This window comes from Alphaproteobacteria bacterium (assembly GCA_040216735.1).
Classification (GTDB): Bacteria; Pseudomonadota; Alphaproteobacteria; order SHVP01; family SHVP01; genus CALJDF01.
On record JAVJOO010000002.1, the window covers coordinates 1,030,057 to 1,042,497 of the forward strand.

General features: G+C 60.7%; 15 protein-coding genes and 1 tRNA gene. 10 read left to right on the forward strand and 6 right to left on the reverse strand.

The genetic code is table 11. From position 1 onward, the window contains the following. The first annotated feature begins 36 nt into the window (after nt 1–36). The 5 genes from RID42_06250 to arsB all read left to right on the forward strand — a co-directional run bounded on the left by RID42_06250 (nt 37) and on the right by arsB (nt 3,142). Nucleotides 37–342 (forward strand): monooxygenase, encoded by a 306-nt coding sequence (locus RID42_06250; GenBank protein ID MEQ8247266.1) that lies wholly within the window; start codon nt 37–39, stop codon nt 340–342. A gap of 36 nt (nt 343–378) precedes the next feature. Beyond that, complete coding sequence (locus RID42_06255) at nt 379–1,185, forward strand: alpha/beta fold hydrolase (GenBank protein ID MEQ8247267.1); 807 nt, start codon at nt 379–381, stop codon at nt 1,183–1,185. Nucleotides 1,186–1,251: 66 nt separating this feature from the next. Next, a tRNA-Glu gene (locus RID42_06260) sits at nt 1,252–1,326 on the forward strand. Between the two features lie 238 nt (nt 1,327–1,564). Then, nucleotides 1,565–1,957 carry a metalloregulator ArsR/SmtB family transcription factor gene (locus tag RID42_06265; protein MEQ8247268.1) on the forward strand — a complete coding sequence of 131 codons (393 nt, stop codon included), beginning with the start codon at nt 1,565–1,567 and terminating at the stop codon, nt 1,955–1,957. Between the two features lie 48 nt (nt 1,958–2,005). Beyond that, nucleotides 2,006–3,142 (forward strand): ACR3 family arsenite efflux transporter, encoded by a 1,137-nt coding sequence (gene arsB, locus RID42_06270; GenBank protein MEQ8247269.1) that lies wholly within the window; start codon nt 2,006–2,008, stop codon nt 3,140–3,142. Here arsB and RID42_06275 read toward each other — a convergent pair. The 4 genes from RID42_06275 to RID42_06290 all read right to left on the reverse strand — a co-directional run bounded on the left by RID42_06275 (nt 3,139) and on the right by RID42_06290 (nt 5,490). Next, nucleotides 3,139–3,801, reverse strand: a complete 663-nt coding sequence (locus RID42_06275) for a ChrR family anti-sigma-E factor (protein MEQ8247270.1) — start codon at nt 3,799–3,801, stop codon at nt 3,139–3,141. The two genes, arsB and RID42_06275, sit on opposite strands and share 4 nt — an antisense overlap. A 3-nt stretch (nt 3,802–3,804) precedes the next feature. After that, nucleotides 3,805–4,350, reverse strand: a complete 546-nt coding sequence (locus tag RID42_06280; GenBank protein ID MEQ8247271.1) for a sigma-70 family RNA polymerase sigma factor — start codon at nt 4,348–4,350, stop codon at nt 3,805–3,807. An 81-nt stretch (nt 4,351–4,431) separates the two neighbouring features. Then, complete coding sequence (locus RID42_06285; protein ID MEQ8247272.1) at nt 4,432–4,908, reverse strand: DUF3833 family protein; 477 nt, start codon at nt 4,906–4,908, stop codon at nt 4,432–4,434. A 123-nt stretch (nt 4,909–5,031) separates the two neighbouring features. Further along, complete coding sequence (locus RID42_06290; GenBank protein ID MEQ8247273.1) at nt 5,032–5,490, reverse strand: fasciclin domain-containing protein; 459 nt, start codon at nt 5,488–5,490, stop codon at nt 5,032–5,034. 192 nt (nt 5,491–5,682) lie between these two features. Here RID42_06290 and folE point away from each other — a divergent pair, with 192 nt between their 5' ends. Next, the gene (gene folE / locus RID42_06295) at nt 5,683–6,312 is read left to right on the forward strand and encodes a GTP cyclohydrolase I FolE (GenBank protein ID MEQ8247274.1); all 630 of its coding nucleotides are present in this window, start codon (nt 5,683–5,685) and stop codon (nt 6,310–6,312) included. 238 nt (nt 6,313–6,550) lie between these two features. Here folE and RID42_06300 read toward each other — a convergent pair whose 3' ends face one another. Then, a complete protein-coding gene (locus RID42_06300; GenBank protein ID MEQ8247275.1) occupies nt 6,551–7,303 on the reverse strand; it encodes a DUF2161 family putative PD-(D/E)XK-type phosphodiesterase in 753 nt (250 codons plus the stop codon). A 109-nt stretch (nt 7,304–7,412) separates the two neighbouring features. Here RID42_06300 and RID42_06305 point away from each other — a divergent pair, with 109 nt between their 5' ends. Beyond that, entirely contained in the window at nt 7,413–8,168 is a 756-nt protein-coding gene (locus tag RID42_06305; protein ID MEQ8247276.1) for an SDR family NAD(P)-dependent oxidoreductase, read from the forward strand. 33 nt (nt 8,169–8,201) lie between these two features. On the opposite strand, the gene fliG is transcribed toward RID42_06305, so the two are convergent. Further along, nucleotides 8,202–9,191 carry a flagellar motor switch protein FliG gene (gene fliG, locus RID42_06310; GenBank protein MEQ8247277.1) on the reverse strand — a complete coding sequence of 330 codons (990 nt, stop codon included), beginning with the start codon at nt 9,189–9,191 and terminating at the stop codon, nt 8,202–8,204. Between the two features lie 428 nt (nt 9,192–9,619). Here fliG and RID42_06315 point away from each other — a divergent pair, with 428 nt between their 5' ends. From RID42_06315 to RID42_06325, 3 genes are all read left to right on the forward strand, one after another. Beyond that, the gene (locus RID42_06315; protein MEQ8247278.1) at nt 9,620–10,180 is read left to right on the forward strand and encodes a response regulator; all 561 of its coding nucleotides are present in this window, start codon (nt 9,620–9,622) and stop codon (nt 10,178–10,180) included. A 25-nt stretch (nt 10,181–10,205) separates the two neighbouring features. After that, a complete protein-coding gene (locus RID42_06320; GenBank protein ID MEQ8247279.1) occupies nt 10,206–10,721 on the forward strand; it encodes a hypothetical protein in 516 nt (171 codons plus the stop codon). A 156-nt stretch (nt 10,722–10,877) separates the two neighbouring features. Beyond that, complete coding sequence (locus RID42_06325; protein MEQ8247280.1) at nt 10,878–12,434, forward strand: methyl-accepting chemotaxis protein; 1,557 nt, start codon at nt 10,878–10,880, stop codon at nt 12,432–12,434. Nucleotides 12,435–12,441: the final 7 nt, after the last annotated feature.

The window sequence follows — 12,441 nt, forward strand, 5'->3', positions numbered from 1 at the left end:
ATACTCGGCTGAAGATACCCAGGGGGGCGTAAGCGCATGATCATTACCGTCGTTGCGTTGCCTGCCGCTGCCTACGGCGAGGCTGCGGAGGGCAAGGCGCTGTTCGAACGGGTTGCGCCGCGGTTCCGGGATATCCCTGGACTTCAGCGTAAGTATTTCGTCCGCGGCGACCACAGCGGCGGCGTCTACGTGTGGGATGATCGCGCCTCCGCGGAACGCTACCTCGACGAGGCGTGGTCGGCACGAATGGAAGCGTCCTACGGGGCCCTTCCGCAGGTGACCTATCTTGACGTGCCGTGCGTCGTCGACAACACGGCCGGCGCCATTTCTTTTCCCGACTAAGCACCATTTCAGCCAATTGAACGAGGAGGCACCGCGATGACCGTCAAACGGGGTTTTGTGGATATCGACGAAGGGCAGGTTCACTACCGCTACAAGGGCGCGGCGGAGGACGTGCCGCTCGTCATGCTGCATCCCGGCCCAACATCGGCCCATGCGATCGTTCCCCTGATCGAGCGCGTCGGCGAGAAACGCCAGGTCATCGCGCCCGATCTTCTCGGCATGGGCGATTCGGCCGCGCCGGCGCACGACGAAACCGACATGGCCTATTTCGCCGATGCCGCGCTGCGCACGCTCGATTCGATGGGTGTTCAGTCGTTCGATCTGTGGGGGTCGATGACCGGGGCGCATTGCGCCATCGAGGTCGCGATCATGCAACCGAAGCGGGTCCGGCGCCTCTACGTCGAAATGCTGCTCGACTACGACGAGGCAACCGAAAAGGCGCTGCAACAGGGCCACGCACCGAAAATCGCGGTCGACCAGATCGGTAGCCAACTCAATCTGCTCTGGCACTTGGCCCGCGACCAGCACCTGTTCTTCCCGTGGTTCACGCGCGACGCCGCCCACGCGCGCAACAATGGTCTGCCCACCGCAAAACAGCTCCACGAGAAGACGGTGGAATTGCTCAAGGCGTGCGGCACGTATCATGTCCCGCTGAACGCCGCGCTGCGCCACAAGAGCGGCGAGCGGCTGGCCAAAGTGACGGTCCCGGTCATCGGCCCGGAGTGGTTTCAAAAGTACTTGCCCAGCGCCACCGTGCGCGGCGATTTCTGCGTGGGTCCGTCCACGGCGCCGACCGAACAAGTGGAGAAGTCGGCGGCTGAGATTCTGCGCCAGCTCGGGTAAGGGGCGCGGGGCCGGTCTTGACAGGGCCGGTCGCCCGTCGCAATTTGGCCCCGAACTGCTGGCTTTGTCCCCATCGTCTAGCGGTCAGGACGCTGGCCTCTCACGCCGGAAACAGGGGTTCGATTCCCCTTGGGGACGCCAAGCCGGGTAACGCCTCGGGGTTGTGGCACGAAGCGCAACGAGCGAGGTTGGGCTCGCATCCGAACCCGCTCCGCCACGAACAGTCATGATCTCGCCTCGCCCTTCAAGGTGAACAACGCTGCCTCACCTCTGGACGCCGCCGCCGTTCCCCCGACGATCCGGTTGTATTTCCCCTAAGTGGTGCCTATAAGCCGCCTATATATCGTCCATCGACGATTATCGATATAGGGGCAATATCATGCCAGTGATCGCAAGAACACGCCCTACATCCATCGGCTCGCCCAACGGTGAGCCAACGCCTGGCGACGACATCGCGGCGCTTGCCAAGGCGCTCGGGCATCCGGCGCGGATCCACATCGTGCGCCTCTTACTGGCAAAGCAATCCTGTATCGGATGCGACATCGTAGACGAGGTGGGGCTGGCCCAGTCCACGGTCTCGGAGCATCTGCGTATCCTCAAGGCGGCTAACATCATCACCGGCGAAATCGAACGCCCGCGGGTTTGCTATTCACTCAATCCGGACAGTCTGATTCCGCTGCTCGAGCTTTTGAACGCGGTGTTCGAGGAAAGCGGCCACGCCAAGATTGGCGGTTCCACCGTGTCCAGACGCCCGAAAGCGGCGCTCGCCTGATCGCATCTGTGCCCGGGCCCATGCTCTCAGAAACCAAAGGACGTCAACGTGTCGGTATTTGATCGCTATCTCTCGCTGTGGGTCGCCCTGTGCATCGTTGCCGGGGTGGTCCTCGGCAATCTCCTGCCCGGCTTTTTTGAAACCGTCGCGGGTTGGGAATACGCCTCGGTCAATTTGGTTGTCGCCGTTCTGATTTGGGCAATGGTCTACCCCATGATGGTCGCGGTGGATTTCGCCAGTCTGCGGCACATTCACAAGCGCCCAAAAGGCTTGGTCATCACGGTGGTGGTGAACTGGTTGATCAAGCCCTTCACCATGGCCGCGCTCGGCGTGCTGTTCTTCGAGTTCCTTTTTGCCGATCTGATCGATCCGGCCGATGCGAGTCAGTACATTGCCGGGCTCATCTTGCTTGGCGCCGCACCGTGCACCGCCATGGTGTTTGTATGGTCGCAGCTCACCCGGGGCGACCCGAACTACACCCTTGTCCAGGTTTCCCTCAACGACGTCATCATGATCTTCGCATTTGCGCCGATCGTCGCGCTGCTTCTCGGCGTGACCGACATCGACGTGCCATGGCAAACCTTGCTCCTATCGGTCGCCCTCTATGTGGTCATTCCGCTCGGCGCCGGCGCCGCGACGCGGGCAGCGCTTGTCAGGAGGTCTGGTAACGGCATCCAAAGCAACGCCCACAGCAACGCGTCAAGCAACGGCCAAGTCGAGCGGTTCGTCGCCCGGATCAAACCGTTCTCTATCCTTGGCCTGCTCGCAACCGTGGTGCTGCTGTTCGGTTTCCAGGGACACGTCATCGTCGACGACCCGCTGCTGATCGGCTTGATTGCCGTCCCGCTGCTGATCCAATCCTACGGAATCTTCGTCATCGCCTACGTCGCCGCTTGGGCATGGCGTGTGCCGCACAATGTGGCGGCGCCCTGCGCATTGATCGGCACGTCGAACTTCTTCGAACTCGCCGTCGCCGTCGCGATCGGCCTGTTCGGGCTGAACTCCGGGGCAGCTTTGGTGACCGTTGTAGGCGTTCTAGTCGAAGTACCGGTGATGCTCTCGCTCGTCGCCTTTGCAAACCGAACTAGAAGCTATTTTCCACGCGCGGAGGACAAGACCGTGGATGAGGCGATGACATTTCCGCACCCCTCCCAAGCCGCGGGTGAACCAGATTCCCAGGGTTAAATTCGATCCCGTAACTGCAAAAATGGACCGAGTAGGCGACCGAACGGCGTCAAGAGGCGGAGCGGGGCGTTCGTGACAGCCAAGCAAATACAGGCCTCGCTTGCCGTCGCCACCGGGCTGTGGCGCACACTCGGGTCCGCGGTAGCAAAATCGCCCATGCGGTAGCCTTGATCGCCGTCGTCAAAACCCCCCTTCAGGACGACGGTGAATTCGTCGCCGCGATGGGTGTGACGGGGAACTGCGGCGCCTGGATTTATCTTCAAGAGTTTTGCCGTGTACCCGGCTTCGCTGGTCGTGAGTTGGAATTCCGATACACCGCGCGCAACGCGTTTCCAGGGCAGATCGTCGAGGACGCTCGGTAGGCGTTCGGCCAAGGCGCACGGGACATCGCCTTTCAGGGGGGGCGGCACCTCCGTGTCGCGCTCAAGCTCGTTCTCCACGATCGCCAATACACCGACAAGTGCCGCTTCGGTATCGATTGGCGCTCCGTCGGATTCTGCCAACAGCGCGCCGCCGACATCTTCGTAACGTCTGACCGCGGCGAGACACGATGGGCAATGCGACAGATGCACCGCCAAGGCGAGGGCGACGGGTTCGGCTGCGCTGCCCGACGCATAGGCCGAGAGGGCATCGATATCGGGATGGTGATGAGCTGACATATCCTATTGCTCCATACTCTGTCTTAGCGATGTGAGCGCCAAGCGGATTCGCGACTTGACGGTGCCCAGTGGAAGCCCGGTCTCTGTCGCGATCTCGCCGTGGGACTTCTCTTCAAGAAAGGACATGGCCAGCACCCGCGCCTGTTCCTCCGGAAGTTCCTTAATCAGTCGTCGGGTTCTCCGGAAATCTGCACCTGCCTCGGTGTGCAAATATTGGGTGGGCTCGACAACCCATTCTTCGGGAGGCAAATCCGGTTCCGGTCTGTTTCTGCGGCGAAATAGATCGATGCGTTTGTTTCGACAAATAGTGAAGATCCAGGTTGCTGCGGACGCCCTTGCCGGGTCATACGTTCTTGCGGATCGCCAGACAGCGAGCATGGTTTCTTGAACGAGTTCGTCGGCGAGAGCCGGGTCCCTAGACTGCCTTAGGGCGAACCCTTTGATCCGGGGTGCGAAATGTCGGAAGAGCTCGGCAAAGGCGTTACGGTCGCGCTCTCGGCCAATTCGTAGGATCAGATTGGACCAAGGATCCGTGCTGTCATCCACCATGTTAGGGCCCTTGCCGGGATTATGGAGGGGCGGCGCGATAGGCCCCGCCCGTTCGACCTCGAGTCGTGCAGCGAACATCGTTTATCGGCCTGCAGGGTTTATCGGGTCGTACTGGAACGCTCTCTTTTTCACAAAGAACATCGAGAGTCGACCCAGTTCCACACCGAATTTTGATACACGAGCCCGATAGATCAAGACGCCGCTACCTTGGAGGAGGAGGCGGTCGCTCAAACGAACCCGGACCGATCGACGGGCGAGGGGAAGGTCCATGACGTAGCGCCACACGAACGCGTTCCCATCGGATTCTCCCATCGCCGCTCCGATGACGTCATCCGCCTCGCCTCTGTAGCAACCGCCGCCGAGGCGTCTGATCGTCCAAGTTCGATTGTCGGTCCGACCGGTTGAGTAAACAAAATGCTCTTTCAAGGTGAGCGTCTCGCCATCCCAAACGCCTTCAGTGTCCACTTCGAATTGGGCGCGCGGCGTCCCGAAGCGATCCTCGAACACACCCCAAGCTCTAGTTTCGTCGGCGAAATACTCCTCCAAAATCAACGGCATTGGTTGAAGTCGCGAGGGCTCGACGGGCATGGGTTCAAGTGACATTCACAAAGACCGATTGCTGGCGCGTACCAAAAAAAAGGTAAGGGCCCGGAATATCCCACCGGGCCCCATCGACCGTGCCTATTGCGGTGGGAGAATGACTTTGTCGATCACGTGAATGACGCCGTTTGACGCTTGGATGTCGGCGGCGGTCACCGTTGCGTCGTTGATCATCACGCCACCGGACATCGCATCGACATTGATGTCGCTGCCCTGGAGCGTCGCAACGCTGAGCTTCTTGCCGGCGATGTCGCCCGACATCACCTTGCCCGACAGAACATGATAGGTGAGCACGGCGATGAGTCGATCCCGGTTCTCGGGTTTAAGTAAGGTTTCGACGGTTCCCTCCGGAAGTTTGGCGAAGGCAGCATCGCTCGGCGCGAAGACCGTGAACGGACCGGGGCCCGAAAGCGCGCCACCGAGATCGGCTGCCTGAACCGCGGCAACCAAGGTCTTGAATTGGCCCGCTTCGATGGCGGTTTCCACGATGTTCGCGGCATTTGCAGCGAACGTGGAGGCAAACGTACCGGCTGCAACAATTCCGGCGGCGAGGAATTTAGTGAACTTCACAACGATCTCCCTTGGTTGAAACTCTGCTGCGTTGGCGATTTCGCGCAACGTCGAAAGGGATACAGGTGACCACCGGCATTGGATCATTCCGGGCACAAATTTTTTGACTGATCCAAAGGCGACGGCCGTGCGTATCTCTTCGAAAGCAACACGGAGATACCTATGGCCCCCGCAAATCTGGCTCTACTCGAAACCTTTCAAAGCGAGCGCCGCGCCGCAGAAGCGCGCAGGCCCACGCGGGAAGAAGCGGAAGCCGCGGTTCGCACTCTTATTAGTTACGCAGGAGACGATGCCAGCCGGGAGGGGCTGTTAGGCACCCCGGACAGGGTCGTACGTTCCTATGACGAGTTTTTCGCCGGCTACTTCGACGATCCGGTCCAGATCCTAGAGCGGACATTCGAAGAAACCGACGGGTATGACGAAATGGTCATTCTGCGGGATATCGAACTCGCCAGTCACTGCGAACATCATATGGTCCCGATTCTGGGGCGGGCCCATATTGCCTATCTTCCCAACAAGCGCGTCGTGGGGATCAGCAAGCTCGCGCGAGTCCTGGATGTCTTTGCCCATCGCTTGCAGATCCAAGAAAAGTTGACGAGTCAGGTCGCCAACACGATCAACGAGGTTCTCCAACCCCGTGGCGTCGGCGTCATCATCGAGGCCGCGCACCAATGCATGACGACTCGCGGCGTCAATAAACCCGGAGTCACTATGGTAACCAGTACATTGCTGGGTTGCTTTCGCGACGACCCGACGACGCGCCAAGAGTTCCTGTCGATGGTTCGCGCCTAAACGGGCGCGCCTCAGCGACGCGTCGTCGCAGCCGAAGGGCCCGTCGATCGGCGCACGATCCAGCGTTCGTGGCCAGGAGGGCGCTTCGAAGGGAGCCTGCTTCGCCCCGGTAGGCTCCATTCTCGGCCAATGGTGGGATTGGGTCACGTCCTCCCCCGGTAGACCCGATCCCACCGGCCGAGAAAATTGTCCGATAGAGCCATTAGCAACCGGGCGCTCCTTCCGCCGCTTTCGGAAATCAACCCCGGTGGGCGGCAGGTTCCCGGTACAGTTCGGACACGGTCGCGGCAAATGTCTTCAAGGCACGTTCGCCGAGCGGCGAGAGGCCGTAGATGCCGCGCTCGGTTCGCTCGAACCACCCGTACACGTCGCGCTGGAGTATCCGCGGCGCCGACTCGACGCCCGTCGATTGCCTGAGTGCGCTGGCTTTGATCGGTCCGTATTCTAGGAGGAAGCTCGCGCATCGGAGTGCGTCCTGCCGGTAGGCCGTCATCACGGGCTGTCCACTGGAGCCGCCGCAATTGGGATCGCCGACCCGCCGTTCGAATTCACCGAGGAGTCGCCCGCGCTTTCGCTTGTTCTGGCGCGGCGTGTAGGGGCCGGGGTCGAGAAGGACGTCGACCGCGCCGGTGCGCCCGCCGGTTGGGACGACGATCAACCCAAGCCCGAGCCGGCGGCACAATGCGACAACGTCGCGCCGGTGACGCTTCCACACGGAAGTCTTTTCCCCGCCGTGTCCGAAGGCGATGTACACGCTGTCGGTGAGCGCTTGGCGCCGAACGGCCTGGAAGACGAGATGCACGGTGAAGGTCGCTTTGAGTTCGACCACAACGGGATCTTCATCGCCGCGGACCGCGACGACGTCGCAGTCCACGACTTCGCCCTTCACGCGATACCCTTGGCGCTCAAGGAAAGCCTTGATCGGCGGATAGAGGTCTGTTTCGCGCAGCGCCATCGGTGCCAGAATACCGCGCCAAGACAGACGCCGCATCGTTCAGGTGCGGAACGGCTTGCCGGTTCCGTGCCGCATTTCTTTGGATGGGATTGCGTTCTACGATGCCGTCGAGGCCATAAACGATCGTAGAAAGACGGTGAGCGATATGAAGGTTAGGAATGCAACGGCGTTCGTTACGGGCGCCGCGGGCGGGATCGGGCAGCAAATCTGCCGTGCCCTGGAGGCGCGCGGCGCCAAGAAGATCTATGGCGCGGATATCCCTGGTGCGAACCTTCAAAGCCTCGGCCCCAATGTCGAACATGTCTCGCTGGATGTGACCGATGAAGCGGCCGTCGCGCGTGCCGCGAAGCAGGCTGCGGACGTCGACCTTTTGATCAACTCCGCCGGCGTCTTCGGCCTGTCTGGTCTCATCGCTGCGCCGAATCTAGCGGCGGCGCGCCGTGAGATGGACGTGAACTATTGGGGCGGCCTCATCCTGTGCCGCGCGTTCGCGCCGGTCCTTGGTGCCAACGGCGGCGGCGCGATCGTCAATGTTCTATCGGAGGCGGCGCGGGTTTGCGTACCGTTTGCCGGCTCGTACTGCGCGTCCAAGTCCGCCGCCTGGATCATGACCCAGGGCGTGCGTGCCGAGCTGGCCGCCCAGGGCACGCAAGTAATGGCGGCATTTCCGGCGACCACCGACACCCAGATGGTGGCGACACTCGACATGGACGACAAGCTCGATCCGGCCTTTGTTGCCGGGGCCTTGCTGGATGCGCTGGAGCAGGAGGTCGAGGATATCTCGATCGGCGAGCATGCGCTCTACATGGAGCGCTTGATGTTCAGCGACTACAAAGCGCTCGAAAAGGAGTCGGCGGCGATCATGCCCGGCGCGACGGCGGTTGCCGATATGGCGACCTAGCACGGCCCAAATCGGAGAACCGAGAAGGGCGGCCTAGTAAACGAGCTCGTCGCTGCCGCCCTCGTCGGCGATGATGACTTCGCCCTTGTCGGCAAGCTCCTTGGTCAAGGTCACGATCTTGCCCTGCGATTCGTCGACATCGCGCAGACGGACCGGACCCATCGCTTCCATGTCCTCGCGCAGGATCTTTCCCGCGCGTTCGGACATGTTGCTCAAAAACAGATCCTTGAGCGAATCCGAGGCGCCCTTGAGTGCCGTCGCGAGATCGCCCTTATCGACGGTGCGCAACAGAACCTGCACGCCGTTCGGGTCGAGGCGCACTAGATCCTCGAACGTGAACATCAGCGACTTGATCTTTTCCGCACTGTCCCGGTTACGCTCCTCGAGGGCCGACATGAAGCGTCCTTCGGTCGACCGGTCGAAATTGTTGAAGATCTCCGCCATCATTTCGTGACTGTCGCGCTTGGATGTGCGCGCGAGGTTTGCCATGAACTCCGTCCGGAGTGTGTCTTCGATTTGGGCGAGGACTTCTTTCTTGACCGGCTCGGCGGTGAGGATCCGCATCACTACTTCGGTCGAGAGTTCCTCGGGCAACTCACTCAATACCCGCGCCGCATGGTCCGGTTTGATCTTGCTCATGACCACCGCGATCGTCTGCGGGTACTCGTTCTTCAGGTAGGTCGCCAGGGTTTGTTCGTTGACGTTGGCCAACTTCTCCCACATCGTCCGACCCGCCGGCCCACGGATGTCTTCCATGATGTCGCCCAGGCGGTCGCCATCGAGGAACTTCGACAAAAGCCGTTCGGTACCCTCGAAACTTCCGACCAGCGAGCCGCCGCCAGAAAACGCGTTGACGAAGTCGCGGAACAACTCTTCCACGATGGGCGCGCCGATGCTGCCCAATGTGGCCATCGCCGAGGAAATTTCCTTAATTTCCTCGTCGTCCATTTTCTGAAACATTTTGCCGGCGCGGTCTTCGCCGATCGCCATCAAAATGACGGCGGCCTTCTGCGGTCCCCCCATGCTGCGGAGCGCAAGCCGGGCTTGGGTCCGGTTCTTGGCATCCTTATGGGCACGCGCCTGCTCCTCGGTCGTGCCGTGCGCAACATCCAGGTCGTCGTCCTGCATCGCCATGGGTCAATCCTTGCCCCTCAATTGGGGGCCTTCCGCAATCCTGACCGACACAATGCAATATTTTGTCCAGGTGTGCGCGGGGAAAAACGACCGAAAACAAGGGGTTTGAAGCGGGGACCGCGCGCACCGCCTTGTTTGCGGCGCCGCTACTGCCGAGCATTAGGCAAATCCCGCCTATTTTCGAGGCCCTGCGGTTTTTTCTTGAGGATTAGGATGAAATGCGGCGTATTTGATCTTCGATCCGGCGCATCTGGGCCCGTGACCCGGCGGTGGACCCCAGAATATCCCCAACGGTCGATGGAACGCGCGCGCAGTTCATGTTGAGAAACCTAAATTTTAGCGGCCTGACTTTTCTCATTGCCGACGGTGCGGACAATTTTCGCAAGATCGCGGCGGGAATCCTGCGGGATTTCGGAGCGACAGAAATCCTCGAATCGCGCGATGGAGACGATGTCTTGGCGCGTCTGGGCCGCTCCCAAGTGGACATGCTGATGTGCGATGTCTCCCTGCCGGGGATCAACGGTCTGAAGCTGACTAAGAAGATAAGATCGGATGAGAACCCGCACCGCTATATCCCAATCGTTATCCTTGGCAGCCATACCCAGTTGGGGATGGTCGAAAAGGCCCGTGACAACGGGGCCAACATGGTCGTGGCTAAGCCGATTTCGCCGCGATCTTTGTATTCGCGGCTGCTTTGGGCCGCTGAAAATGAGCGGGCCTTCATCGAAAGCGCCAATTACTGCGGGCCAGACCGGCGCTTCAAGATAGAAGGGTTTCCGACCGGGGTCGGACGCCGGGCCGAAGACAATATCGAAGACGTGGGATCGGGCGATGGGGCCGATCTTTCCCAGGATGAAATCGATGCGCTTTTCAAGTAACGGGCGGATTAGGTAGGTCATTCGTATGGACTCCGGTGAAGCACGGAAAATCAAGAAAGTCAGCCGTTTTGCGGTTATGGCGCGGCGACCGGGTGGGGTTACCCGGGAAAAAGCGGTGGCCCAAGCCGATCGGCGTATTGAGAAGTTGAAGGCTAGGTATCTGGACTGGGTGGCCCGCGATCTCATGGCGCTAGAACGGTGCATCGACGCGGTGCATCAACTTGAAGGTGCGCGGCCCGACGACCTAGACGCTGCCTACGCGAAATCCGCCGAGATCCGCGACCTCGGCGCGACGTTCGACTTTCCGTTGACGACCGAGGTGGCCGACCGTTTGTGCGAGCTAATCCACCGACTGCGCCACGCGGGGGCCTATAGCTACGACGCGCTGCAAACCCATTTGGCGGCACTTCAATTGGTCTGTACCGAGGCTTTTAAGGGGCGTCAGGCGGCGGCGGAAAAGCCGTTGCTGGACGGCTTGAGCCGCGTCATCGCGAAATATCCGGCCGTTCCGGCCGATTCCGGGTCGGATGGGGCTGCGTAAACATCCCCATAGAATGCGCAGCCGTACGCATTGGCCCCTAGCGCCAAAAGACGCATGAATCGGGGGTTGCGGGTTTCCGTTCAGTGGATTTGATGTCCGATGCGCGGAAGGCAATGGGGTGCCTGACCCGACGGACGAACGAAGAGAGAACGCAAGATGGACCTATCTGAACGCCTCCGTTTCTATACCATCGACGAGCGGACGAAAAAGGACCTGGCGGATTTCGCGCCCCGCTTAAGCAAGGCGTTGCCGCCGATTGTCGCGGCGTTCTACGAGCATTTGTCGGCCTACAGCGACCTTATGGCGCTGTTTGACAACGAGGCGGCGATCGAGCGGGCGAAAAGCGCTCAAATCGCGCACTGGACTCGCGTTTTCTCCGGTAATTTCGATCAGACTTATGCCGAATCCGTCCTCCGGATCGGAAAGACTCACGCGCGGATCGGGCTCGAGCCAAGGTGGTATGTCGGTGGTTATGCCGTCTCCCTGGGCCGTTTGGTCGCAGGGGTCGCAAAACAAACCAAGGGCATCTTCTCGGGCGACAAGATCGAACGACTTTCTTCGGCCTTGGTCCGGGCCGCGATGCTCGATCTCGAAGTCGTTATCACGATCTACTCCGAAGAGGCCCAAGCGGCCGCGGAAAAAGCGCAGCAGGCCGCCATCGAACGCGAACAGACCCAAGTCATTGCGGTTTTCGGCGCCGGGCTTGAAGCCCTCTCGCGCGGCGATTTGACCTTCAAGCTAGACGCGAACATCGCGCCGGCCTACGCTGCGCTGCGGTCCAGCTATCTGGAAACGCAAGATCGCTTGGGCGAAATCGTCGGGCAGATCACCTCGTCGTCCAACAACGTCGCCAATGCCGCGGGCGAGATCTCACAAGGCACCGACGACCTGTCGGGACGTACCGAACAGCAGGCCGCAAACCTCGAAGAGACGGCGGCGGCGATGGAAGAAATGACCGCCACCGTCCACAAGAACGCGGAAAACGTGCAAGAGACCAACGCGCTGGTCGATGAAACACGCACCCAGGCCCAGACCGGCGGCTCCGTCGTGAACGATGCGGTGGTGGCGATGGGGCAAATCGAATCGTCGTCCAAGGAGATCGGTGAAATCGTCAACGTCATCGACGACATCGCGTTCCAGACCAACTTACTCGCACTCAATGCCGCGGTTGAAGCGGCACGGGCAGGCGATGCCGGCAAGGGATTTGCCGTCGTTGCGTCGGAGGTGCGCTCGCTGGCACAGCGCTCGAGCGAAGCGGCAAAGGAGATCAAGGATCTCATTTCAAAGAGCAACGAACACGTCGGATCCGGTGTGCGATTGGTTAACGAAACAGGCGAATCGCTCGGTGGGATCATCGAGGGCGTTCAAAAAGTCTCCGAGATCATGGGCAACATTGCCTCGGCGAGTCAGGAGCAAGCCTCCGGTCTGACCGAGGTCAATGCGGCGATTTCCCAGATGGACGAAATGACTCAACAGAACGCGGCAATGGTCGAGCAGAGCACGGCGGCGGCGCGTTCCTTGGCCAGCGAAGCCTCGCAACTCCTGCAACTCGTGTCGTTCTTCAAGACCGCAGGCGGACAGTTGGGCGGTGTTCCGCGGCCGACAACGTCGGTTCCAAGCCTGTCAAAACCGAAGTCGTCGACCGTGTCCGCTTCGCCCAAGGGGCGTCCGTCGTCGCGTAAACCCGACGACGATTCTTGGGCTGAGTTTTAGGCGGGGG

Bases quoted from the DNA above. Each gene is read 5' to 3' on its own strand.
- RID42_06300 (MEQ8247275.1), bottom strand. From the start codon at position 7,303: ATGCGGCGTCTGTCTTGGCGCGGTATTCTGGCACCGATGGCGCTGCGC.
- RID42_06285 (MEQ8247272.1), bottom strand. From the start codon at position 4,908: ATGCCGTTGATTTTGGAGGAGTATTTCGCCGACGAAACTAGAGCTTGG.
- RID42_06280 (MEQ8247271.1), bottom strand. From the start codon at position 4,350: ATGGTGGATGACAGCACGGATCCTTGGTCCAATCTGATCCTACGAATT.
- RID42_06305 (MEQ8247276.1), top strand. From the start codon at position 7,413: ATGAAGGTTAGGAATGCAACGGCGTTCGTTACGGGCGCCGCGGGCGGG.
- RID42_06255 (MEQ8247267.1), top strand. From the start codon at position 379: ATGACCGTCAAACGGGGTTTTGTGGATATCGACGAAGGGCAGGTTCAC.
- RID42_06315 (MEQ8247278.1), top strand. From the start codon at position 9,620: ATGTTGAGAAACCTAAATTTTAGCGGCCTGACTTTTCTCATTGCCGAC.
- RID42_06250 (MEQ8247266.1), top strand. From the start codon at position 37: ATGATCATTACCGTCGTTGCGTTGCCTGCCGCTGCCTACGGCGAGGCT.
- RID42_06265 (MEQ8247268.1), top strand. From the start codon at position 1,565: ATGCCAGTGATCGCAAGAACACGCCCTACATCCATCGGCTCGCCCAAC.
- RID42_06325 (MEQ8247280.1), top strand. From the start codon at position 10,878: ATGGACCTATCTGAACGCCTCCGTTTCTATACCATCGACGAGCGGACG.
- fliG (MEQ8247277.1), bottom strand. From the start codon at position 9,191: ATGGGGGGACCGCAGAAGGCCGCCGTCATTTTGATGGCGATCGGCGAA.
- folE (MEQ8247274.1), top strand. From the start codon at position 5,683: ATGGCCCCCGCAAATCTGGCTCTACTCGAAACCTTTCAAAGCGAGCGC.
- RID42_06320 (MEQ8247279.1), top strand. From the start codon at position 10,206: ATGGACTCCGGTGAAGCACGGAAAATCAAGAAAGTCAGCCGTTTTGCG.
- RID42_06275 (MEQ8247270.1), bottom strand. From the start codon at position 3,801: ATGTCAGCTCATCACCATCCCGATATCGATGCCCTCTCGGCCTATGCG.